Source organism: Geodermatophilus saharensis, from assembly GCF_900188205.1.
Taxonomy (GTDB): domain Bacteria; phylum Actinomycetota; class Actinomycetes; order Mycobacteriales; family Geodermatophilaceae; genus Geodermatophilus; species Geodermatophilus saharensis.
Genome location: NZ_FZOH01000003.1, coordinates 591,394 through 614,305 on the forward strand (window position 1 = coordinate 591,394; position 22,912 = coordinate 614,305).

Here is a 22,912-nt window from a genome sequence, read left to right on the forward strand (position 1 = left end):
ACGCCATGGTGGTCCGCGGTCGCGGCCGGCACCAGGGGGTGGCGGTCAGGCCGGGGCGTCGAGGCGGGCGACCCGCCAGCGGCCGTCGAGGGCGGCGGGGTCGTGCGTCACCAGCAGCACGGTGCGCCGGTCGCGGGCGAGCAGGTCGAGGACCCGCTCGGTGAGCGCGGGGTCGAGGTGGGCGGTGGGCTCGTCGAGGAGCAGCACGCCGGCGCGGGAGAGCAGCGCCCGGGCCAGCCCGACCCGCGCCCGCTCGCCGGCCGAGAGGCGCTCGCCGCCCTCCCCCACCCAGCCGTCGAGGCCCAGGTCCGCCGCCACGCCGTCGAGCCCGACGTCGGACAGCACGGCGCGCAGCTCGTCGTCGGTCGCGTCGTGCCGGCCCAGGCGGAGGTTGCCGGCCAGGGTGGCGCCGAGCACCTGCGGGGCCTGCGCGCTCCAGGCCAGGCGGGACCGGACGGCGTCGAGCGGCAGCCGGCGCAGGTCGGTGCCGCCGAGGGTGACCCGGCCGGCGTCGGGGTCGCGGGCGCGCAGGGCGAGGGCGAGCACGGTGCTCTTGCCGGCTCCGCTGCCGCCGGTGAGGGCCACCTTGGCCCCGTCGGGGACGGCGAGGTCGAGCCCGCGCAGCGCCGGGCGCACCGCACCGGGGTGGGTGAGCGTGACGGCCTCGAACCGCAGCGCGGAGCCCGACGGCAGCGGCAGCGGCTCGGCCGGGTCGGTCACCGCCGGGCGTGCGGCGGCGAGGTCGTGCACCCGGCCGGCCGCGGCGCGGATGCCGCCGGCGGCGCTCCAGGCCGCACCGATGCCGCCCACCGCCTCGAAGGCGCCGAGCACGCCGAGGGCGCAGCCGGCCAGCAGCAGCGGGCCGGTCCTCCCCGCGGCGACGTCGGTGCCGACCAGCCACAGCGCCGCCACGAGCCCGAGGCCGGGCACGCCCTCCCGGCAGAGCGTGGTGACCGCGCTCAGCCGGGCCGCGGCCCGCTGCGCCTCCTCCTGCCGGTCGAGGTGCTCCCCCAGCGCGCGCAGCGCCGTCGCGCCGCCGTCGCCGCTGAGGTGGTCGGGCAGGCCGCGCACCAGGTCGAGGGTGTCGGCGGCGACGTCGGCGTCGGCGCGGGCGGCGGCCACCGCCGCGCGCCGCCCGGCCCGCGCGGCGGCCGCGGGGACCGCGACCCCCAGCACGGCCAGCAGCCCGGCGAGGACGGCGGCGGTGGCCGGGGAGACCAGGGCGGTGAGCCCCACCGCGGTCCCGCCGGCCAGGAGCGCGACCCCGGCGGGGGCCACCAGCCGGACGACGACGCCCTGCAGCTCGTCGACGTCCGTGCGGACCCGCGACAGCAGCTGCCCGCCGCGGGCGCCGGTGAGCGCGGCCGGGGCGAGCGGCACCAGCCGCTCCAGCACCCGGGCGCGCACCCGGGCGACCGCCCGCAGCGTGACGTCGTGGGTGAGCAGCCGCTCGGTGTAGCGCAGCGCGGCCCGGGACAGGCCGAAGAGGCGGACGCCGGTGATCAGCGGCATGAGGACCAGCAGGGTCGAGGGGCGCTGCGCCGCGCCGGTGATCAGCGCGCCGGAGACGGCCAGCAGCGCCGCGCCGCACAGCACGGTGAGCGCGCCGAGGACGACGGCCAGCGCGGTGCGCGGCCCGTGCAGCAGCGCCAGCGTCTCCCTCACCGCGGCACCGCCGGCACCCGCCCGCCGTCGACGCGCCCGTCCGCCAGGGCCACCACCCGCTCGTGCAGCGCCAGCGGCGCCGCCCGGTGGGTGACGGTGAGGACGGTGCGCCCGCGCGCGAGCTCGTCGAGGGCGGCGAGCACCTCGGCCTCGGTGGCGGCGTCGAGCTGGCCGGTGGGCTCGTCGAGCACGAGCACGGGGGCGTCCTTGACGAACGCGCGGGCCAGCGCCAGCCGCACCCGCTCGCCGCCGGACAGCCGCGCGGCGTCCTCGCCCAGCGGGGTGGCGGTGCCCTGCGGCAGCCGGCGGACGAGGTCGAGCAGCCCCGCGCGGGCCAGCGCCTGCTCGACCTCGGCGTCGGTGGCGCCGGGGCGGCCCAGCCGCACGTTGTCGGCGACGGTGCCCGGTGCCAGGAACGGCCGCTCGGGGACGTAGGCGACCCGCGCCCGCCAGCCGCCGGGGTCCAGGTCGCCCAGCGGCACGCCGTCGACGAGCACGGCGCCGGCGTCGGGGGCGGTGAAGCCCAGCAGCAGCCGGACGGCGGTGGTCTTGCCCGCGCCGCTGGGGCCCACCAGCGCGGTGCGCGACAGCGGCGGCAGGTCGAGGTCGACGCCGTCGAGGGCGGCCCGCTCGCCGTGCCGCACGGTGACCCCGCGCAGCTCGACGTGCGGGACGCCGGCGGGCACCGGGCGGCCGCCGTGGACCGGCTCCGGGGTGTCGAGCAGGGCGAACACCCGCTCGGCGGCCGGGCGGCCCTCCAGGCTCGCGTGCCGGTCGGCGCCCAGGGCGCGCAGCGGCGCGAAGAACTCCGGGGTGAGCAACAGCACCAGCAGCGCGCGCTCGAGCTCCAGCCCGCCCTGGAACAGCCGCACGCCGACGGTGACGGCGACCAGCGCGGTGCACAGCACGGCGCCGAGCTCGAGGACGAACCCGGAGAGGAAGGCGGTGCGCAGCACCCGCATCGTGGTGCGGCGGTGGGCCTCGCTGACCCCGGCCAGCCAGCGGGCGCTGCCGCGGGCCCGGCCGAAGGCGACCAGCGTGGGCAGCACCCGCAGCGTGTCGACCAGTACCGCGCCGAGCTGGGCGAGGGTCTCCCAGGAGGCGCGGGCCGACCGCGCGGCCAGCGTGCCGGTCAGCCACAGGAACACCAGCACCAGCGGCCCGGTCAGCAGCAGCAGGCCGCCGCTGGCCGGGTCGAGGACCAGCACGGTGAGGGCGACCAGCGGGGGGACGACGGCCGCCGTCGCCGCGCCGGGCAGGTAGCGGCCGAGGACGCCGTCGAGCCGCCCGACGCCCTCGGTGACCGTGGTGACCAGCTCACCGGCGCGCTCCCCGGCCGCGTGCCCGGGGCCGAGGGCCACCAGCTTGCGGAGCAGGGCCTCCCGCAGCCCGCGGCGCACCCGCGCGGAGGTGCCGGCGGCGGCGCGGTCGCGCAGGCCGAGCAGGGCGGCGCGGGCGGCCCAGGCGGCCAGCACCCCGGCGAGGGCACCCGACAGCGCCGACGGCGTGGCCGCGCCGGTGGCCACCGCGCTGACGACGGCGGCGACCAGGGCCCACTGCACCACCAGCAGCGCCCACACCAGCACCCCGAGCAGGCCGCACAGGACGACCAGCCGGCGTGAGGCGGGCAGCGCGAGCAGGCGGCCCGTCGGTCCGCGGTCCATCAGTAGCCGTGGCTGAGGGCGCCCTCGTCGGGACGCACCCGTTCCCGGAACACGTAGTAGTTCCAGATCTGGTAGCCGATGATCAGCGGCAGGAAGATCGCGCCCACCCAGGTCATGAGCACCAGCGTGTAGTGCTGGGCGGCCGACTCCTGCAGCGTCAGCCCGTACTCCGCGCGCAGGGTGGAGGGCAGCACCTCGCCGCGGGTGAACAGCGCGATGAACACGGTGACGGTGGCGAACAGGACGGTCAGGCCGCTCATCGTGAACGCCAGGGTGTCGCGGCGGCGCACCAGCGCCAGCCAGATGCTGGCCAGGGTGAGGAACGCGGCGATCGGGAACGCCCACGGCACGACGCCGAAGTCCTCGAACAGGTCCTCGGTCACGTACCCCATGACGACGAAGGCCACGATCGCCACGGTGGCCAGCGCCCCCCAGCGCAGCGCCGCCTTGCGGGCGCGCCGGTACAGCACGGTGTCGGTGTGCAGCCGCAGCAGCAGGAAGTTCGCGCCGTGCAGCACGAACAGCAGCAGCGTGGTGACGCCGCCGACGACGGAGAAGGGCGTGAACATCGCGGCGAACCCGCCCTCGACGCGGCCGTCGGCGTCGACGGGCAGGCCCTCGATGAGCTTGGCCATGATCACGCCCCACAGGAACGACGGCACGACGCTGCCGCCGAAGGACATCCAGTCCCACAAGGCGCGCCACCGCTCGCTGTCGACCTGGTTGCGGTACTCGAAGGAGACCCCGCGCAGCAGCAGCGCCAGCAGGATGAGCACGAACAGCGGGTACATGCCGCTGAACACCGCGCCGTACCAGACCGGGAAGGTGGAGAACATCAGCCCGGCGGCGGCGATCACCCAGACCTCGTTGCCGTCCCAGAACGGGCCGATGGTGCCGGTGAGCGCGCGCTCCTCGGCCTCGGTGCGCGCCAGCGTCGGCCGCAGGACGTCCACGCCGAAGTCGAAGCCCTCCAGGAAGAAGTAGAGGGTGAACGTCAGCGCGATCAGCCAGAACCACAGCGTGACGAGGTCCACCGTCAGTCCCTCTTCTCGTACCCCTGGAACCCGGCGCCCTCGTAGTCGGGCGCGGGTGCGGCGACCAGCTGGGCCTCGGGCTTGCGGTGGATGCCGGCCCGGGCGGTCACGGTGAGCAGGTAGACGTCGAGGCCGATGAGCGCGAGGTAGACCGCCCACAGGCCGATCAGGCCGGCGAGGACCTCCCCGGCGGTGTTGGCGCTGACCCCCTCGGTCACGGTGAGCTCGCCGTAGACCATGAACGGCTGGCGGCCCATCTCGGTGACGATCCACCCGGTGAAGTTGGCGATCCAGGGCAGCGGGATGAACAGCACCAGCGCCCGCAGGTACCAGCGGGTGGTGTCCAGCCCGCGCTTGCGCCGCCACCACAGGAACAGCCCGAGGAACGCGGTGGCCAGCAGCAGCGACCCGATGGCGACCATGATCCGGAACGACCAGTAGACCCAGGCCACCGGCGGGATGTAGTCACCCTCGCCGTAGCGCTCCTGGTACTCCTCGTTGAGCGGGTTGAGCCCCTCGTAGCGGCCCTCGAGGCTGTTGTAGGCCAGGATCGAGCCGACGTAGGGGATCTCGAGGCTGAAGGTGTTCTCCCGGTTCTCCTGGTCGATGACCGCCACCAGCGACCACGGCGCCGGCGAGTCCGAGGTCTCCCACTGCGCCTCCATGGCCGCGAACTTCATCGGCTGGTCCTCGCGGGACACCTGCGCGGCGGTGTGCCCGCTGACGATGGAGAAGACGGTGCCGATGGCGGCGAAGACCAGCCCGATGCGCAGCGACCGGGAGAACACGTCGGAGTCCTGCCGCTTGAGCAGGTGGTACGCGCTGACGCCGAGGACCAGGAAGCCGGCGACGACCCAGGCGCTGCCCTGCACGTGGGCGAAGTACAGCCAGGCCTTGTAGTTGAAGACGACGGCGGTGAAGTCGGTGAGCCGGGCCTGCCCGTCGACCACCTCGTAGCCGACCGGGTGGTGCATCCAGGCGTTGGCCAGCACGATCCAGAACGCGCTGATCTGCGTGCCGATCGCCACCAGCCAGATGCTGCCCAGCCGCATCCACGGCCTGAGCCGGTCCTTGCCGAACCACCACAGCCCGATGAAGGTGCTCTCGAGGAAGAACGCCATGAGCACCTCGAGGGCCAGCGGCACCCCGAAGATGTTGCCGACGAAGGAGGAGAACCGGCTCCAGTTCATCCCGAACTGGAACTCCTGCACGATGCCGGTCACCACGCCGACGGCGAAGTTGATGAGGAACAGGTGACCGAAGAAGTTGGTCATCTTCCCGTACACCTCGCGCCGGTCCGACCGGCGGTAGGCGATCGTCTCCATCACCGCGATGAGGAACGCCAGGCCGACGGTCAGCGACACGAAGAAGAAGTGGAAGATGCTGGTCGAGGCGAACTGGAAACGGGAGAGATCGACCACGTCCACGCGGGCACCACCTCGGTCCGGAGTCCGGCCGGGGAGGGAGCGCGGGGGGTCACGCCAGGGGGAGCCGGCCGTCCGGGCACGACCATTGCACGCAACCGGCTGGGGTGCAGCGCGAGTCGCTGACCTGCACGGACCGGCGGTGCCGGAAATGCGTTGACCTCACGTGCACTGCAGGTCGCATCCTGACGGCGTGAACGACTCCCCGGCGGTCGAGGCCGTCGACCTGGCCAAGCACTTCGGCGACCACCGCGCCGTCGACGGCGTCAGCTTCGTCGTCCCCACCGGCACCGTCCTCGGCCTGCTCGGCCCCAACGGCGCGGGCAAGACCACGCTGGTGCGGATGCTGACCACCCTCAGCGTGCCCACCAGCGGCACCGGCCGGGTGGCGGGGTTCGACGTCGTCGAGGAGCCCCAGGCGGTCCGGCGCAGCATCGGCCTGACCGGCCAGGCGGCGACGGTCGACGAGATCCTCACCGGGCGGGAGAACCTCCGGCTGATCGGCAGCCTCTACGGGCTGTCCCGCGGCTACGTGCGGCGGGCGTCGGAGGAGCTGCTGGAGCGCTTCGACCTCGCCGCGGCCGCCGACCGGCCGGCGAAGTCCTACTCCGGGGGCATGCGCCGCCGGCTCGACCTCGCCGTCAGCCTGCTCGCCGCGCCGCCGATCCTCTTCCTCGACGAGCCCACCACCGGCCTGGACCCGCAGAGCCGGTCGGGGCTGTGGGAGGTGCTCCGGGAGCTGGTCCAGGAGGGCACCACGCTGGTGCTGACCACCCAGTACCTGGAGGAGGCCGACCACCTCGCCGACGAGATCGTCGTCGTCGACCGGGGCCGGGTCATCGCCGCCGGCACCCCGACCCAGCTCAAGGACCAGGCGGGGCAGGCCAGCGTCGTGGTCACCCTGACCTCCGCCGCCGACCTGGAGGCGGCCGCGGCGCTGCTGCGCGCCCACTCCCCCGAGGTGCACGTGGAGGCGGGCAGCCGGCGGCTGACGGCGCAGGCCGGCGGGCTGGGCGACATGACCCGCATCGCCACCGTCTTCGAGCACAGCGGGATCGAGCTCGACGACCTGGGGCTGGCCCGGCCCAGCCTCGACGACGTCTTCCTGCACCTGACCGGCCACCGCGCCGAGTCCACCGACAGCCCCACCGCCGCCACCACGACCGGGACCGCCCCCGAGGGAGCCGCGCCGTGACCGCCACCCAGTCCCCGCCCCGGGCCACGACCCGCCCGCAGATCGACCCGCCGTCGCTGCTGCGGGCCTCGGCCACGATCGTCTGGCGCAACCTGATCCACATCCGGCGGATGCCGGAGATGCTGCTCGACGTCACCGTGCAGTCGGTGATGTTCGTGCTGCTGTTCGCCTACGTGTTCGGCGGCGCGATCGCGGTGGCCGGCTCGAACTACCGGGAGTTCCTGCTGCCCGGGATCATGGTGCAGACGATGGTCTTCTCCTCCGCCATCGTGGCGATGGGGCTGACCAACGACCTGCAGAAGGGGTTCGTCGACCGCTTCAAGTCGCTGCCGGTGCCGCGGCCGGCGGTGCTGGTCGGGCGGAGCATGTCCAGCCTGATCCACTCCAGCATCGGCGTCGCGGTCATGGCGGTGACCGGGCTGCTCATCGGCTGGCGGATCCGCGACGGCGTCGTCGACGGCGTCCTGGGGTTCGCCCTGCTGCTGCTGTTCGGCTTCGCGATGATCTGGCTGGGCATCTGGGTCGGCTCGCTGATGCGCACCGTCGAGGCCGTGCAGGGGTTCATGTTCACCGTCATGTTCCCGCTGACGTTCGTGGCCAACACCTTCGCCCCGACGGAGAGCATGCCCGCGTGGCTGCGCACCATCGCCGAGTGGAACCCCGTCTCGGCGCTGACCCAGGCCTGCCGGGACCTGTGGGGCAACGGGCTGCCGGCACCGGCCGACGCCGCCTGGCCGCTGCAGCACGCCGTCGCGGTGTCCATCGCCTGGTCGCTGCTGCTCACCGCGGTGTTCGCGCCGCTGGCGGTGTCGGCGTTCCGCCGCCGCTCCCGGGACTGACCGCGCGCACCGGCCCGGGTCGTCAGCGGGCCGGTGCGGCGGCGACGTCCTGGGGCGGGCCCGGTGCGCGGGGCGCGGGCGGCGCCTCGCCCCGGGCCGCGGCCGCCGGGTCCGTCGCCGGGGCGGTGGCCGGGGTGAGGCCCGCGGCGGCGTAGGCCTCGTCGGCCTCGAGCGTCTCCCGCTCGAGGAGGACGTGCGCGAGCCGGTCGAGGCGCTCGCGGTTCCCGCTCAGCGTGGCCAGCGCCTCGGCGTAGCACTCCTCGACCAGCCGGCGGACCTCGACGTCGACGAGTTCCCGGGTCGCCGGGGCGACGCCGTCGAGGCCGAAGGGCTGCTCGCCGGAGGCCGGCAGCACCGCGACCGGGCCGACCGCGGCGGACATGCCCCAGCGGCCGACCATCTGGCGGGCGATGCGGGTGACCTGCTCGAGGTCGTTCTCCGCGCCGGTGGTGACGTCGCCGTAGACGACCTCCTCGGCGGCCCGCCCGCCCAGCGCGCCGACGATCCGCCCGCGCAGGTACCGCGCCGAGTAGCCGTACCGGTCGCCCTCCGGCGTCTGCACGGTCACCCCGAGCGCCTGCCCCCGCGGGATGATCGTCACCCGGCGCACCGGGTCGGCCCCGGGGGTGAGCATGCCGAGCAGCGCGTGCCCGGACTCGTGGTAGGCGGTGCTGAGCTTCTCCTCCGGAGACAGCACGATGCCGCGCACCGTGCCGAGGACGGTCTTCTCCAGCGCCTCGCCGAGGTCGGCGCCGGTGACCGTGTCGCGGCGGTGCTTGGCGGCCAGCAGTGCGGCCTCGTTGACCAGGTTCGCGAGGTCGGCGCCCACCATGCCCGGCGTCGCGGCGGCCACCGCGGCGAGGTCGACGTCGGGGTCCAGCGGCACCCCGCGGGTGTGCACCCGCAGGATCGCCAGCCGCCCGGCGCGGTCGGGGGCGCCGACGGTCACCCGCCGGTCGAAGCGGCCCGGCCGCAGCAGGGCGGGGTCCAGGATCTCGGGGCGGTTGGTGGCGGCCAGCACGACGACGCCCTCGTTGCCCTGGAAGCCGTCCATCTCGGTGAGCACCTGGTTGAGCGTCTGCTCCCGCTCGTCGACGCCGCCGGTGACGCCCGCGCCGCCGCGGGCCCGGCCGATGGCGTCGAGCTCGTCGATGAACACGATCGCCGGGGCCACTTTCTTGGCCTGGGTGAACAGGTCGCGCACCCGGCTGGCGCCGACGCCCACGATCGCCTCGATGAACTCCGAGGCCGAGATGGAGAAGAACGGCACCCCGGCCTCCCCGGCCACCGCGCGGGCGAGCAGCGTCTTGCCGGTGCCGGGCGGGCCGGACAGCAGCACGCCCCGCGGGATGCGGGCCCCGAGGCGGCTGTAGCGGCCGGGGTCGCGCAGGAAGTCGACGATCTCGCTGACCTCGTGCTCGACCTCGTCGATGCCGGCGACGTCGGCGAACGTCGTCCGCCGGCCGCTGTCGGGCCGGTAGAGGGTCGCCCGGGACCGGCCGAAGCCGCCGAGCGCGCCGCCCGCCCCGGAGGCCGCCCGGCGCCGCAGGAACCACAGCAGCAGCCCGACCAGCAGCAGGGTCGGACCGAAGCCGACGACCACCTGCACCCACAGCGGCGGCCCGGCGTCGGGGGGACGCGCGTCGACGGTGACGCTCTGCGCCTCCAGCGCCGACAGCAGGTCGTCGGTGGCGAAGGAGGGCCGCTGCGTGGTGAAGCGCTCCGCCGAGTCCTCCGGCCCGGGCGGGTCGACGGCGGTCGTGAAGCGGCCGTCGATGGTCTCGTCCGTCGAGGTCACCGAGGCGACGTTCCCGGCGCTGACCTGGGCGGTGAAGAACGTGTAGGGGACCTCGGCCCGCGGCGCCGGTCCCATCGCCACCGCGGCGATGACCCAGTTCGCGACGAGCGCGGCGAGCACCAGCCACCAGAACCAGCCCAGCCGCGGCCGCTGCCCGTCGGTGCGGCCGCGGTCCTCGGGCATGCCCTCGACGCGCCAGGGCGCCGGGCGGTGCGGGGTGCCGTCCTCGCGCCCGCGCAGCCGGGCCCACAGCCCGCGCCGGCGTCCGCCGTCGTCCTGCGGGGCGACCGGCTCCCCCGGCGTCGTGGCACTGGCCATCGGGGTCCTCCCGGGGTGTCGGGCGCAGCCTCGTCCGCCGCGGTTGCCGCACCACCGTGCCGCCCCGCCGGCGCCCGTCGCGCCAGGGAGTGCCCCTGGCCCGTTCCCTGGGCGGCCGTCCCGCCCGTCGCCATCGGCACCGCGCGGTGTCGACCCGGTGCTGCCTCCCGCGCCCGGAGACGACACCAGGTCGACACCGGGCGCGAGCCGTCGGCGTCACCCGGCGCTGCACCACTCCCCCGGCGTGTGCACGCCGTGGGCCACCCGCAGGTCGACGCCGTCGTCGCCGGGCACCAGGTGCGGCGAGGGCCGCCAGTGGTGCCGCGGCGCGGTGGGCCGGGCGGCGGCGTGCGCGGCGAGCGCGGCCGGCAGCAGCCGCATCCGCGCGGCGAGCCACGCGTCGTCCCAGGGGCCGTCCTCCACCACCGAGGCGGCGGGCCGGAACTCCAGGTAGACGGTGCGCCGGAGCGGCGAGCCGGCGGTGGGCGGCGAGCCGTGCACCACCATGTCGTCGTGGACGAGCACGTCCCCCGGGAACATCGGCACCTCCACCGCGCCGGGGACGTCCCAGCCGTGCTCGTCCCGCAGGCCGCAGGCGTCGGTGCGGGCCCGCTGGGAGCCGGGCACCACCCGCAGCGCGCCCTGCCCGGGCAGCGCGGCGTCGAGGTAGACGTCGACGTTGAACAGCCGGTGGCGCCGGGCGTGGACGGCGTCCTGGTGCCAGGGCACCGGCGCGCCGGCGCCCGCCGCCTTGACCACCAGCGACTCGTAGGTGGGCACCAGGTCCGGCCCGGCCAGCGACTCGGCGATGCCGAGCACCTCCGGGCTGCCGAGCAGCTCCAGCGAGGCGTCCTCGCCCTTGTCGTGCAGGTAGTCCACCCGCCACAGCACGCCGTTCGAGAACAGGTGGTCGCCGGTGGGCGGCATCGCCGTCCACCGGTCGGCGGCGGCGCGCAGCCGGGCGAGCAGGTCGGCGGGGATCCGGTCGCGCAGCACGAGGTAGCCGTCGGCGTCGAAGCGGGCGACCTGGTCGGGCGTCAGGGACAGCGGGGTCATGCCCCCGATGCTCGGCCGCACCGGCGCGGGAGACTCCCGGCATGGACGGCGGTGCTTCCCGGATCCTCGCCGGGTCCGCGCCCGAGCCGCTGCTCGCCGGCCCGGTGCACGAGGAGCACGGGCTGGCCTGCCGGCTGAGCACCCGGCCGGTGATGCGCCGCGCGCACCGGCACGACGACGTCGAGCTCGCGCTGGCCGTGGGCGGCTGGGTGGAGCACGAGCACGCGGGCCGGGGGGTGCGGGTGGACGACGGGACGCTGGTCGTGGCCTGGGGCGCGCTGCCGCACCGGGTCAGCGCGGCCGCCGACGGCGCGGCGGTGCGGTGGCTGACCGTGCCGCTGGCCGACGCGCTGGAGTGGGACGTCGAGGGCCGGCTGACCGCGGCGCTGCTGCGCGGCGAGCGGTGGGTGCTGCCCGGCCGCTCCGCCGACGCCGCGCGGTTCGCCGGGTGGGCGGCCGACCTCGCCGGCGGCGTGCCCGCGCGGGCCCGGGCGGCCCGGCTGGAGGCGCGGGCGCTGCTGGAGCGGCTGTCGGTCACCGCCCCGGCCCCGGTCGACGACGACACCGGCGACGACGACCCCGCGCCGGAGACCGCCGGGGACCGGCACGCCCGGCGGGTGGCGGAGATGGCGGCCTTCGTCGCGGCGCGGTTCCGCGAGCCGGTCGGCGTCACCGAGGTCGCGGCGGCCGCCCACCTGCACCCGGCCACGGCGACCGCCGCCTTCCGGGCGGTCACCGGCACCACGCCCGGCGCGTTCCTGCTGCGGTGCCGGCTCGCCGAGGCCCAGCGGCTGCTGCTGGTCACCGGAGCGGACGTCGACGCCGTCGCCCGGCGGGCCGGCTTCGGGTCGACCAGCAGCTTCTACGCCGCCTTCACCCGTGAGGTGGGCGAGCCGCCGGCGGCCTGCCGGCGCCGCCGGCTGGCCCGCCGCGACCTCGTCTGAGCCACCGGCCGGCGGGGGTCGGCACCGGGACGGACGTCAGGCGTCCAGCCCGGAGAAGGTCGGCGTGGCCTGCTCGCCGTCCCAGGTGACCCGGAAGGTGAAGGCCTCCTCCAGCGCCGCGCGGTACTGCTCGGCCTCGTCCTCGGTGATGGTGCCGTCGGCCAGCAGGGTGTCGATGGCCGGGCCGTACTCCGCGACGAGCGCGTCGACGAGGTCCTGCGGGTCGACGCCGACGTCCTCGGCGACGGCGGCCAGGTTCTGCCCGGCGTCCATGCGCACGTGCAGCTCGTCGTGGCTGATGGCCAGCACCTCGTCCAGGACGTCCTCGACGGGCTGGTGCCCGCGGTGCAGGCCCAGGCCCGCGTCGCCGTAGGCCTCCTGCACCAGCTCCACGAGCTGGGCCTCCGTGGTGACGGAGGCGACGTCGATGCCGCCCGGCCCCCCGCCGCCCGGGCCGCCATCGGTGGTACTGCTGCCGGAGGTGCCGCTGTCGGTGCTGCTGCTGTCGCTGGACACCGTGCTGCCGGCGGTGGCGGCCTCGACGGTGGTGCCGCAGGCGGCGGCGACGGGGACGACGGCGGCGAGGAGGACGGCGGCGAGGGTCCTGCGGAGCTTCATCGGGGGCTTCTCTCGTGCTCGGAGGGAGTCGGTCGGGCCCCACGGTGGGCGGCGCGTCTCCGGTCGGGCTGGGCGAGCCCTGCGAGAACACTGGGAGACAATGCGGTCGCGCTGGGTGACGAGTTCCCAGCCCGCGCCCGGGGACCTCCCAGGAACGGTCGGCACGGTCGGGCGCCATGCCCTCCCCCCTCCCCCGCCGGCTCGCCGCCGGTTCCGCCCTCGCCGGCGGCCTGGTGCTGCTCACCCCGACGCCCGCGAGCGCGCACAGCCTCCACAGCAGCACGCTGTCGGTGCGGGTCGGCGAGGACTCCGTCGACGTCACCGTCAGCGTCGCGACGGCGACGCTCGACCGGGCGCTGGGCACCGACACCGGCTCCTCCTCCGCCGACGCCGTCGTCGCCTACCTCGACGATCACCTGACCGTCACCGGCGCCGACGGCAGGGCGTGGGCCGAGACGTACACCGGCGTCGTCCGGGAGTCCGTCGAGGGCATCGACTCGATCGGCGTGGAGGTGACCCTGGACCCCGGCGGCGCCGACCCGTCGGCGTTCACGCTCGCCTACGACGGGGGCATCGAGGCCGACCCCACGCACGAGGCCGTCGTCGTGCTCACCGACGCCGCCGGGGACATCTCCACCGCCGGCGTCCTGACCGCCGCCGACGCCAGCCTGCAGGTCGGCGACGTGGCCGCCACCGGGATCACCGACATGGTGGGGTACGGCCTGCACCACGTGCTCGCCGGCGCCGACCACCTGCTGTTCCTGCTCACCCTGCTGCTGGTGGCACCCGTCGTCGTGGTCGCCGGGCGATGGCGGCGGCGCGAGGGGCCGGTCCCGACGCTGCGACGGGTCCTCGCTGTCGTCACGGCGTTCACCGTGGGCCACTCGCTGACGCTGATGGCCTCGGCGCTCGGCTGGGTGTCGGTGCCGGCCGCGCCGGTCGAGGTGCTCGTCGCCGTCTCGGTGGGGGCGGCGGCGGTGCACGCCGCCCGCCCGCTCGCCCGCGGCGGGGAGGTGCTGCTCGCCGGCGGCTTCGGCCTCGTGCACGGGCTGGCCTTCGCCGGGATCCTCACCGACCTCGGCCTCGGCGGCACGGCGTCGGTTCCCGCGCTGCTCGCGTTCAACGTCGGCGTCGAGCTGGCCCAGCTGCTCACCGTCGCGCTGGTGTTCCCGTCGCTGTACCTGGCGTCGCGGACCCGCTGGTACCCCGCGGTGCGCCTGGCCGGCGCGGCCGTCGCCCTCGTCGCGGCCCTCGGCTGGGCGCTGGACCGCCTCGGCGTGCTGGCCGACCCGCTGGCCGGGGCGGAGGAGGCGGTCATCGCCCGTCCCTGGACCGGAGTCGCCGGCCTGGCCCTGGTGGCGGTCTGCTGCTGGCTCGCCGACCGCCGCGTCCCGTCCCGGCCGGCGGTCGGCGGCGTGCCGGCCGAGCCCCCCGTCCCCGCCACCAGGTGACGCCGGGGCGGGGACGCCCGACCCCTGGCAGCATCGGCCGCGTGTGCACCGTGGTCGTGCGCTGGTCCGCGGGCCGTCCGGTCCGCGTCCTGGCGCTGCGCGACGAGCTGACGACGCGCGGGTTCGACGACCCGGGCCGCTGGTGGCCCGAGCTGCCCGACGTCGTCGGCGGGCGGGACTCCGCCGCCGGCGGCACCTGGTGCGCCACCGACGTGGGCACCGGCGTCAGCGCCCTGGTGCTCAACCGCCCGCAGAAGCCGACCGCCGAGCCGGGCGCGGCCAGCCGCGGCGTGCTGCCGCTGCTCGGGGTGACGCACGGCCCGGACTGGCTCGCGCAGGCGCAGCTGGAGGGGATGGCGAGCTTCCGGCTCGTGCTGGCCGCCCCGGACGGGCTCACCACCTGGGACTTCGACGGCGAGTCCCTCACCACGACCGCGCACGCCGAGGGGACGACGATGATCACCTCCGGCGGCCCGGAGGACCGCAAGGCCGACCGGCACCTGCCCGCCTTCACCGCCGCGGACGCCCCGGACGGCTGGCGCGCACTGGTGCAGAGCGCACCGCCCCAGGACGACCCCGGCGCGCTGGTGGTCCGCCACGAGGAGGACGGGATGGTCTTCGCGACCGTGTGCGGTCAGCTGCTCGAGGCCCGCCCGGGCGCGTTGCGCCTGGAGTTCAGCCGCCGCCCCTGGACCGCCGGGTCGTGGCAGGTCACCGACCTCGCGACCACGCGGGGACGCTGAACCCCCGGATCAGGGCAGCGGGGGGAACGTCGTCAGGCGGACGGTCGCCGGCAGGGCGCGCAGCTGCGCCAGCAGCTCCTCCGGCAGCACGGCGCTGACGTCGGTGACCACGTAGCCGAACTCGCCGCGGGTGGCCAGCACCTGCCCGTCCACGTTCAGGCCGTGCTCACCGACCAGGGCGTCGACGGCGGCGAGCACGCCGGGCACGTTGCGGTGCAGCAGCGCGAACCGGGCCGCCGAGGACCCGTGGAGGGCCACCGCGGGCAGGTTGACGCTCAGCGTCGTCGTCCCGGTGCGGCTGTAGTCGGCCAGCTTGCCGGCGACGAACCGCCCGATGTCGTACTGGGCCTCCTGGGTCGACCCGCCCACGTGGGGGGTGAGGATGACGTTGGGCAGCCCCCGCAGCACCGAGTCGAACGCGTCGCCCTGCTCGCGCGGCTCGTCGGGGAACACGTCGACGGCGGCGCCGGCGATGTGCCCGCTCAGGACGTGCTCGCGCAGCGCCTCGTGGTCGACGACGAAGCCGCGGGAGAGGTTGAGGAACAGGCTGCGCCGGCGCATCCGGGCGAACTGCTCGGCGCCGAACATCCCGGCGTTGCCGGCCCGGCCGTCGACGTGCAGCGTGACGGTCTCGGCCCGCTCCAGCAGCTCCTCGAGGCTGCCGCAGGCCTCGGCGTTGCCCAGCGCCAGCTTGTCCTCGAGGTCGTAGAACAGCACCCGCATGCCCAGGGCCTCGGCGAGCACCGACAGCTGGCTGCCGATGTTGCCGTAGCCGACGATGCCCAGGGTCCGCCCGCGGATCTCGTGGCTGCCGGCCGCCGACTTGTCCCAGACCCCGTCGTGCAGCGCGCGGTCCCGGTCGGTCAGCCGCCGGGCCAGGCTGATGATCTCCGCGATGGCCAGCTCGACGACGCTGCGGGTGTTGGAGTACGGCGCGTTGAACACCGCCACACCGGCCGCGGCCGCCGCGGGCAGGTCGATCTGGTTGGTGCCGATGCAGAAGGCGCCCACCGCCGCCAGCTCCGGGCGGCTCTCCAGCACCTTCGCGGTCACCTGCGTCTTGGACCGGATGCCCAGCAGGTCCACGCCGTCGAGCGCGGCGGTCAGGTCCGCCTCGTCGAGCGCTCCCCGCAGCGACTCCACCTCGTAGCCGGCCGCGGACAGCAGCTCCACCGCCACCGGGTCGATGTTCTCCAGCAGCAGCGCTCTCGGCATGTCGGACCCGTCCCTCTCGTCGTGCACGTCGCCGACGAGTCTCCCAGCGCCCGGCGGCGCCCCGGGACCCGCCACCCCGGCCCTGCCCCGACGGGGGTGCCCCGGGCGTCCCCGGCACGGGCCGGGGCCCGGGCCGGTCGGCAGACCAGTTGCCTGCACCGGAGGGCGGGCCTCCCGGCCCGCCGCCCTCCGGGTGCGTCCGTCGCGCCCGCCGCGCGGGCGTCACGCCGCGGCGGCGCCGTCGACGGCGGCGGCGGTCCCGGACCAGGCCTCGAGCTCGTCGAGCTGGGCCTGCAGCGCGGCGCGGATCTCCTGCACCGCGTAGCTGCCGGTCACCAGCCGCCGCGGCGGGCGGTCGGGGTCGACGGCGGTCAGGATCGCCGCGGCGACGCGGTCGGGCCCGTTGGAGGCCTCCGGCGGCAGCGCGGCGATCGCCCGCTGCACCTCGCGCACCGTCGGGTCGTAGTCGCCGATGGTGGCGGCGACCTGCAGGTTGGCCCCGAACGCCGTCGCGGTGGGGCCGGGCTCGACCAGGGTCACCCGGATCCCCAGCGGCTCGACCTCCCCGACGAGGGCCTCGGTCAGGCCCTCCACCGCGTACTTGGTGGCGGCCAGCAGCCCGACCCCGGCGTGCGCCACCCGCCCGTAGTAGGACGAGCCCTGCAGCACGTGCCCGCCGCGCTGGGCGCGCAGCACCGGCAGGGTCGCCCGCAGCACGTGCAGCAGCCCGAAGACGTTGGTGTCGAAGACGGCGCGCGCCTGCTCGTCGGTCGACTCCTCCACCGCGCCGAACAGCCCGTAGCCGGCGTTGTCGGCCACCACGTCGAGGCGGCCGAAGACCTCCATGGCGCGGGCGACGGCGGCGTCGACCTCGGCCGGCCGGCGGACGTCGGCGCGGAGGGCGAGCACACGGTCGTCGTGCTGGTCGGCGAGCGGGGCGAGCACCGACACGTCGCGCGCCAGGGCGGCGACCCGGTCGCCGCGGCCGGCCGTGGCCCGGGCGAGCGCCAGCCCGATCCCGGAGGAGGCGCCGGTGACGAACCAGGTGGAGGGGCTGCGGTCTGTCATGGCGGGGAGCGTCCCCGGCGGCGGCCGCCGCCGCGCCGGTGTCGCTCCCGGGCTCGGGTGCCGGGGCCGGGACCAGTGCACCGGACCCGGGGGCGGGCTGCGCCCTCAGAGCACGATCCGGGCGGTGAAGCCGTCGGCCGCCCGGGCGAAGTCGATCTGCCAGGTGAGCTGGCGGGCGACCCACAGGCCGGCCCCGACCCCCGGCCGGGGCGCCAGGTAGCCCGCCAGCGGGTCGTCGAAGCCCGGTCCCCGGTCGACGACCTCGCACACGAACCGCCCGCCGGCGCGTCCGGCGCGCACGGTGCGCACCCCGCCCCCGTGCCGCACGGCGTTGGCGTACACCTCCGTCGCGGCGAGCAGCGCGTCCAGGGCCCGGGCGGGGGGCACCCCCTCGGCGGCCAGCTCCCGGGCCAGGTGCTCGCGGAACTCCTCGGCGTCGCGGCCGGCGGGCACCGGCCGCAGCCGCGCCGGCGGGTCGGGGGCAGCGGCGAGGGCGCGCACCAGGGCGTCGACGTCGTCGAACCGGTCACTGGCCTGCCAGGTGCCGCCGGTGACGACCTGCGGGTGCGTCCGCCACACGTCCTCGCAGACCTCCTCGGGCACCGCACCGGTGTCGTAGGTGCACAGCACCCACGCCGGCAGGTGCGCGAAGGAGCGGTTGAAGGCCGCCTCGTACGCCGTCCACACCGCCCGGTCCCCCGGGTCGGGGCCGACCTGGACGTCGGCCACCGCGCGCAGCGAGGGCACCCTCCCCAGCTCGTCGGCGTAGACGGCGTGGTAGGCGGCCAGCGTCCTGGCCGGGCGCGTGTAGGCGGCGCCGACGTCGACGAAGGTCACCGACTCCGCGTCCGGGCCCAGCGCGTCGCGCACCGCGGCCAGCCCGCGGCGGGTGTGGGCGACGACCGCGCCCTCCCCGGCCTCCAGCCCCTCCCGCAGGAAGGGTAGCGACAGCGCGAGGAAGGACTCCTCGTCGTCGTAGACGAACGCGTCGTGGCGCAACGCCGATCCGGCCGACCCCATGGCCACCGCCCCTCCCCGGTCCCCCGTGACGACGTCTCCAGTAAGCCGCCGGCTCCCGGTCGCAAGCCCGTTCTCAGCGGACCGTCTCAGCGGACCCGGGCCGACCGGGTGAGGGACGCCCGCAGCTTGCCCAGCCCGCCCGCCTCGATCTGCCGGGCCCGCTCCGCCGTGACGCCGAGGCTGGCGCCGATCTCGCGCAGGCTCCGCGCGGGCTCGCCCAGGCCGTAGTGGGCGCGGATGACGTACCGCTCGCGCTCGTCGAGCCGCTCGGCGAGCGCGTGCACCTCCCGGATCTCGATGTCGTCGAGGACGACGTCGAAGGCCAGCTCGGCGCGGGGGTCGGGGAGCTGGTCGGCCACGGTGGCCCCGGGCTCGTCGCCGCGGCCGAGGCGCTCCTCGAGGCTGCGGGGGCTGCGCTCGGCCGCCTGCAGCTGCTCGACCTGCTGCCGGCGCAGTCCGGTCGAGCCGCTGAGCTGGTCGGGGGTCGGCTCGACGCCGTGCTCGCGCAGGTGGTCGGCGCGGGCCGCCCGCACCGCGGCGAGGCCGCGCACGGCGCGGTCGGACAGCGCGACGGGGCGGCTGAGCTCGGCGACGAGCTCCTGCATGGCCTTGCGCACCCAGAACGACGCGTAGGCCCAGAAGGGCGTCTCCAGCGCGGGGTCGAAGCGGCGGGCGGCGAAGAGCAGCCCGGCGACGCCCTCCTGCAGCAGCTCGCGCCGCTCGACCCCGGGGGTGTGCCGGTAGGCGTTGGCCAGTCCGGCGATCTCGGGGAGGAACGCGTCGACCAGGTCGGCACACGCCCGGCGGTCCCCGGCCTCGGCGGCGATCACGAGGTCGCGCTCCTGCAGCGGGGTGAGCCGCGCCGCGGACGTCACCGCGACGGACGGTCCGGCCGCACGCGTCCCGGCCGTCGGACCATCCTCCACCCCCTCGCTCGCCGGGCCCGGGGATCGTCGCACGCATCCCGACCCAGCCGGAACCGGTCGGGAACCCCTTGGCTGCGCCCCGCGGCGGCTTACTGGAGAGTCCGTGCACCCCCAGCGGCAGGAGGTCGACATGGTCACGAGCTGACCGCCGTGGGCGAGGACCCACCTCGGAACCGACCCGAGCGATCCCTGCAGTGCACCGCGACGCGATCCGTCGACCGCGGCGCAGCGCTCCCCTCTCCCGCCCTCCCGGAGTCCCCGGGGGCGGAGCACCCAGCATCCCGGCGGATCCCCCGGTGGCGTCGACCACCCCGGACGTCGGTCCCCCACGGGCCGGTGCGCACCCGTGGCTCTCCCCGGCACGCACCCGGCCTCCCCGCGGTCGCGACGGCCGCCGTCCGGTCCCGCGCGCGTGCCCGTTCCCCGGCGCCGATGGCCCCTCCCCGAGGGCCCGCGCGCCCTGCTGAGGACCCCAGGCGGTGGAGCGTGCGCGTGTCCGGAACGGCGCCCCGGCTCGTGGGCCGGCGAGCCGAGTGCGAGCGGCTGAGCGGTCTGGTCGCCGCGGCGGAGGCCGGCCGCAGCCAGGTCCTGGTGCTCCGCGGCGAGGCCGGGATCGGCAGGACCGCCCTGCTCGCGTTCGTCGCCGAGCGCGCGGGAGGCTGCCGGGTCCGCCGCGCGGCCGGTGTCGAGTCGGAACGGGAGCTGGCCTTCGCCGGCCTGCACCAGCTGTGCGGTCCCCTGCTCGACCGGGGGGACGCGCTGCCGCCTCCCCAGCGGGAGGCGCTGCACACCGCGTTCGGGCTGCGGCCCGGCGGCGCTCCGGACCGGTTCGTGCTGGGACTGGCGGTGCTGTCCCTGCTGGCCGCGGTGGCGGCCGAGCGGCCGCTGGTCTGCCTCGTCGACGACGTCCAGGAGATGGACCGCCCCTCCGCCCGCACGCTGGAGTTCGTCTGCCGCCGGCTTCCCACCGGGCCGGTCGCCGTGGTCCTGGCCGTCCGCGACACCGACGAGGAGCCGCGGCTGACGGGACTGCCGTCGCTGCGCCTGCGCGGGCTGGCCGACGGCGACGCCGCGGCGCTGCTGCACTCCACCGCGACCGGCCGGCTCGACCCGCGCGTCCGCGACCGCATCCTGGTCGAGAGCCGCGGCAACCCGCTGGCGCTGCTGGAGCTCTCGCGCGGCCTGTCGCCGACCGAGCTGGCGTTCGGCGGCGCCACGGCCGTGACCGGCCCCCTGGACCGCCGTCTGGAAGGAGAGGTCCTGCGCCAGGTGGCACCCCTGCCCGAGCCGACCCGGCGGCTGCTGCTGACGGCGGCCGCCGAGCCGACCGGTGACCTCGCCCTGCTGTGGCGCGCCGCCGGGAGGCTCGGCATCGGGCCCGGGGCGGCGGGAGCCGCGGAGGCCTCGGGCCTGGTGACGCTGCACCACCGGGTGCGGTTCCGGCACCCGCTCGCGCGGTCCGCGGTCTACCGCTCGGCGGCACCGGCGCAGCGGCGGGCCGTCCACCGCGCGCTCGGTGAGGCCACCGACCCCGAGGCGGATCCCGACCGGCGGGCGTGGCACCTCTCCCGTGCCGCCACCGGACCCGACGAGGACGTCGCCGCGCAGCTCGAGCGCTCCGCCGGCCGGGCACTCACCTCCGGCGGGCCCGCCGCGGCGGCCGCCTTCCTCGAGAAGGCCGCCCAGCTGACCGCCGATCCCGTCCGGCGGACCCGCCGCGGCCTGCAGGCCGCGCGAGCCAAGGTGGCGGCGGGCGCGTTCGACGACGCCGCGGCGCTGGTGGTCGGCGTCGGGGAGCAGCCCCTCCCCGAGGCCGAACGGGGCCGCGCCGAGCTGCTGCGCGGGCGGATCTCCCTCGCGGCGGACCGCACCGACGAGGCACTGTCCCAGCTGCTGGCCGTGGCCCGCCGCTGGGCGACGCTCGACCCGCGGCTGGCCCGGGACGCCCACCTCGACGCGTTCCGCGCGGCGGTGTCCCGCGGGCGGACGGCCGCCGGTCCCGCGACGCGGCGGGTCGCCGAGGCCGTGCGCGGCACGCCGCTGCCCGCCGGACCGGGCCGGGAGGACGCCCTGCTCGAGGGGCTCGCCGTGCTGTTCACCGACGGCGACCCGGCGGCGGCACCGCTCCTGCAGCGGGCCGTGCGGGGCTTCCTCACCGGGGAGCTGCCCGTGGACGAGGCGGCCGGACCGGTCCGGCTGGCGGCGGTGACGGCGGCGTCGCTGTGGGACCCCACCGGCTGGGACGCACTCACCCGGCGGCACCTGGCGGCGGCACGGGAGGCCGGGGCACTCGGCGTGCTCCCGTCGGCGCTGGAGGCCCGGGCGCTGGCACGGGTGTGCGCCGGGGACCTCGCGGGTGCCGCGTCCCTGGTGGCGGAGGCCCGGTCGGTGACCGAGGGAGCGGGGATCGCCCGCGCGTCCTCCGCGGAGGCGGGCCTGCTCGCCGTCCGGGGGGACCCCGACCAGGCCGAGCCGGTGCTGCGGAGCTGCCTGGCCGACGCCCTCGCCCACGGCGAGGGCCACGCGGTCAGCACCGTGCAGTGGGCCCGCGCCGTGCTGGCCAACGGCCTGGGCCGGTACGGCGACGCGCGCCGCGCGGCCGAGGCGGCCGCGGACCCCGGTGGGCTCGGCCCGTCGCGGTGGGCGCTGGCGGAGCTGGTCGAGGCGGGGGTGCGCAGCGGGGATCCCCGGGCGGCGGCCGCGGCGTTCGAGTCCCTCGCCGCGGCGACCCGGGCCAGCGGCACGGAGTGGGCGCTCGGGGTGGCGGCCGGCCGGCAGGCCCTGCTGTCCCGGGGCGAGGACGCCGACGCGCTGTACCGCGAGGCGGTCGACCGGCTCACCCGCACCCCGGTCCAGCTGGAGCTGGCCCGGACGCGGCTGCTCCACGGGGAGTGGCTGCGGCGGGAGGGCCGCCGCGTCGACGCCCGGGTGCAGCTGCGGGCGGCGCACGAGGCGCTGTCGGCGATGGGCGCCGGGGCCTTCGCCGAGCGCGCCCGCCAAGAGCTCCTGGCCACCGGGGAGTCGGTGCGGGCGCGCTCCGCGACGGGCCCGTGGCGGCTCACCGGCCAGGAGGAGCGCATCGCCCGCCTCGCCGCCGCGGGCCTCACCAACCGCGAGATCGGCACCGCGGTCCACCTCAGCCGCCGCACCGTGGAGTGGCACCTGCGCAAGGTGTTCGAGAAGCTCGGGGTCACCGACCGCCGGCAGCTGCGGCGGCACCTCCCGGAGGGTCCGCCGCCGCCCGGTTAGCCCGTCGCCGGGGCCGGCCGGGTCCCGGTCAGGTCCCGGCGACCGCCGGGGCGGCCACCGGGAGGGCAGCGGCCACCACCGAGCCACCCGACTCCGGGATCTCCACCCGCAGCGAGCCCCCGGCGCGGCGCACCGGCTCCCGGCAGCGCGCCAGGTCCCCGGCGGTCACCGGGGCCGGCGGGGCAGCGCGCCCGCCGCGCGGCGGGTCGAGCACCACGAGCAGGTCCAGGTGGGTCGCCGACCAGGTCAGCGACACCGACAGCGACGCCGCCGCGCCCGCGGACCGCAGCACCTCCCCCAGCAGCGACCGCACCGCCGCCTCGCCCTCCGGGGACAGCCGCCCCTCCGGGCCGGTCGCGGTGAACCGCACCGCTCCCCCGGAGGCGCGGAAGCCGCCGAGCAGGTCCGCCAGCGCCACCGGGCCGGCGAGGGCACCGGCGTCGTCCCCGGCCGGCTCCGGGAGCACGCCGGCGCGCAGCGCGTCGTAGACCGCGCCGCTGGAGCGGGTCAGGCCGCGCAGCGCCCGCACCGCGGCCGCCGGGTCCTCGCGGACGAGGTGCTCGGCGGCCCGGGCCCGGGCGTGCACCAGCGCGGCCTCGCGGACGAGGGCGTCGTGGTCGTCCCGGACCTCGAGGGGGTCGAGGTCGGCGAGGGCGTCCTGGCCGACGAGCATGGGAACTCCGAT

The 22,912-nt window shown here is 76.9% G+C and carries 18 protein-coding genes; 6 read left to right on the forward strand and 12 right to left on the reverse strand.

What is annotated here, in order from left to right:
• Positions 1-45: 45 nt before the first annotated feature.
• From cydC to CHC04_RS10755, 4 genes are read right to left on the reverse strand one after another with little or no spacing between them, the layout of a single operon-like run.
• Positions 46-1,665 carry a thiol reductant ABC exporter subunit CydC gene (cydC, locus tag CHC04_RS10740; RefSeq protein ID WP_089403867.1) on the reverse strand — a complete coding sequence of 540 codons (1,620 nt, stop codon included), beginning with the start codon at positions 1,663-1,665 and terminating at the stop codon, positions 46-48.
• Complete coding sequence (cydD, locus tag CHC04_RS10745) at positions 1,662-3,329, reverse strand: thiol reductant ABC exporter subunit CydD (protein WP_089403868.1); 1,668 nt, start codon at positions 3,327-3,329, stop codon at positions 1,662-1,664. Before cydD ends, cydC begins: the two co-directional genes overlap by 4 nt.
• Positions 3,329-4,363: a cytochrome d ubiquinol oxidase subunit II gene (cydB, locus tag CHC04_RS10750; protein WP_089403869.1), complete on the reverse strand. Its 1,035-nt coding sequence runs from the start codon at positions 4,361-4,363 to the stop codon at positions 3,329-3,331. Before cydB ends, cydD begins: the two co-directional genes overlap by 1 nt.
• A gap of 2 nt (positions 4,364-4,365) precedes the next feature.
• On the reverse strand, positions 4,366-5,790 hold the full coding sequence (locus CHC04_RS10755) for a cytochrome ubiquinol oxidase subunit I (protein ID WP_089403870.1): 1,425 nt from the start codon (positions 5,788-5,790) through the stop codon (positions 4,366-4,368).
• Between the two features lie 190 nt (positions 5,791-5,980).
• Between CHC04_RS10755 and CHC04_RS10760 the strand changes: the two genes are divergently transcribed.
• Both CHC04_RS10760 and CHC04_RS10765 read left to right on the forward strand, forming a co-directional pair.
• Positions 5,981-6,982 carry an ATP-binding cassette domain-containing protein gene (locus CHC04_RS10760; protein WP_089403871.1) on the forward strand — a complete coding sequence of 334 codons (1,002 nt, stop codon included), beginning with the start codon at positions 5,981-5,983 and terminating at the stop codon, positions 6,980-6,982.
• Positions 6,979-7,821, forward strand: a complete 843-nt coding sequence (locus tag CHC04_RS10765; protein ID WP_089403872.1) for an ABC transporter permease — start codon at positions 6,979-6,981, stop codon at positions 7,819-7,821. Before CHC04_RS10760 ends, CHC04_RS10765 begins: the two co-directional genes overlap by 4 nt.
• A 22-nt stretch (positions 7,822-7,843) precedes the next feature.
• Here CHC04_RS10765 and ftsH read toward each other — a convergent pair whose 3' ends face one another.
• Together ftsH and CHC04_RS10775 are read right to left on the reverse strand one after the other, a co-directional pair.
• Positions 7,844-9,937, reverse strand: a complete 2,094-nt coding sequence (gene ftsH, locus CHC04_RS10770; protein WP_089403873.1) for an ATP-dependent zinc metalloprotease FtsH — start codon at positions 9,935-9,937, stop codon at positions 7,844-7,846.
• A 216-nt stretch (positions 9,938-10,153) separates the two neighbouring features.
• Positions 10,154-10,993 carry a phytanoyl-CoA dioxygenase family protein gene (locus CHC04_RS10775; RefSeq protein WP_089403874.1) on the reverse strand — a complete coding sequence of 280 codons (840 nt, stop codon included), beginning with the start codon at positions 10,991-10,993 and terminating at the stop codon, positions 10,154-10,156.
• A gap of 41 nt (positions 10,994-11,034) precedes the next feature.
• Between CHC04_RS10775 and CHC04_RS10780 the strand changes: the two genes are divergently transcribed.
• Positions 11,035-11,937, forward strand: coding sequence for an AraC family transcriptional regulator (locus CHC04_RS10780; RefSeq protein ID WP_089403875.1), 903 nt, complete (start codon positions 11,035-11,037; stop codon positions 11,935-11,937).
• 36 nt (positions 11,938-11,973) lie between these two features.
• On the opposite strand, the gene CHC04_RS10785 is transcribed toward CHC04_RS10780, so the two are convergent.
• On the reverse strand, positions 11,974-12,555 hold the full coding sequence (locus CHC04_RS10785; RefSeq protein ID WP_089403876.1) for a hypothetical protein: 582 nt from the start codon (positions 12,553-12,555) through the stop codon (positions 11,974-11,976).
• 176 nt (positions 12,556-12,731) lie between these two features.
• On the opposite strand from CHC04_RS10785, the gene CHC04_RS10790 reads away from it, so the two are divergent.
• The gene (locus CHC04_RS10790; protein ID WP_089403877.1) at positions 12,732-14,006 is read left to right on the forward strand and encodes a HupE/UreJ family protein; all 1,275 of its coding nucleotides are present in this window, start codon (positions 12,732-12,734) and stop codon (positions 14,004-14,006) included.
• A gap of 41 nt (positions 14,007-14,047) precedes the next feature.
• Positions 14,048-14,749 (forward strand): NRDE family protein, encoded by a 702-nt coding sequence (locus CHC04_RS10795; protein WP_245817110.1) that lies wholly within the window; start codon positions 14,048-14,050, stop codon positions 14,747-14,749.
• A gap of 9 nt (positions 14,750-14,758) precedes the next feature.
• Here the strand turns inward: CHC04_RS10795 and serA are convergent, their stop codons facing one another.
• From serA to CHC04_RS10815, 4 genes are all read right to left on the reverse strand, one after another.
• Complete coding sequence (gene serA / locus CHC04_RS10800; protein ID WP_089403878.1) at positions 14,759-15,964, reverse strand: phosphoglycerate dehydrogenase; 1,206 nt, start codon at positions 15,962-15,964, stop codon at positions 14,759-14,761.
• 222 nt (positions 15,965-16,186) lie between these two features.
• Positions 16,187-17,032, reverse strand: coding sequence for an SDR family NAD(P)-dependent oxidoreductase (locus CHC04_RS10805; protein ID WP_089403879.1), 846 nt, complete (start codon positions 17,030-17,032; stop codon positions 16,187-16,189).
• Positions 17,033-17,137: 105 nt separating this feature from the next.
• Positions 17,138-18,052 carry a sensor histidine kinase gene (locus CHC04_RS10810; RefSeq protein WP_217897292.1) on the reverse strand — a complete coding sequence of 305 codons (915 nt, stop codon included), beginning with the start codon at positions 18,050-18,052 and terminating at the stop codon, positions 17,138-17,140.
• A gap of 86 nt (positions 18,053-18,138) precedes the next feature.
• Complete coding sequence (locus CHC04_RS10815; RefSeq protein ID WP_176449935.1) at positions 18,139-18,927, reverse strand: sigma-70 family RNA polymerase sigma factor; 789 nt, start codon at positions 18,925-18,927, stop codon at positions 18,139-18,141.
• A gap of 543 nt (positions 18,928-19,470) precedes the next feature.
• Between CHC04_RS10815 and CHC04_RS10820 the strand changes: the two genes are divergently transcribed.
• Entirely contained in the window at positions 19,471-22,227 is a 2,757-nt protein-coding gene (locus CHC04_RS10820; protein WP_245817111.1) for an ATP-binding protein, read from the forward strand.
• 28 nt (positions 22,228-22,255) lie between these two features.
• On the opposite strand, the gene CHC04_RS24100 is transcribed toward CHC04_RS10820, so the two are convergent.
• Complete coding sequence (locus CHC04_RS24100) at positions 22,256-22,900, reverse strand: sensor histidine kinase (RefSeq protein WP_089403883.1); 645 nt, start codon at positions 22,898-22,900, stop codon at positions 22,256-22,258.
• Between the last annotated feature and the right edge of the window lie 12 nt (positions 22,901-22,912).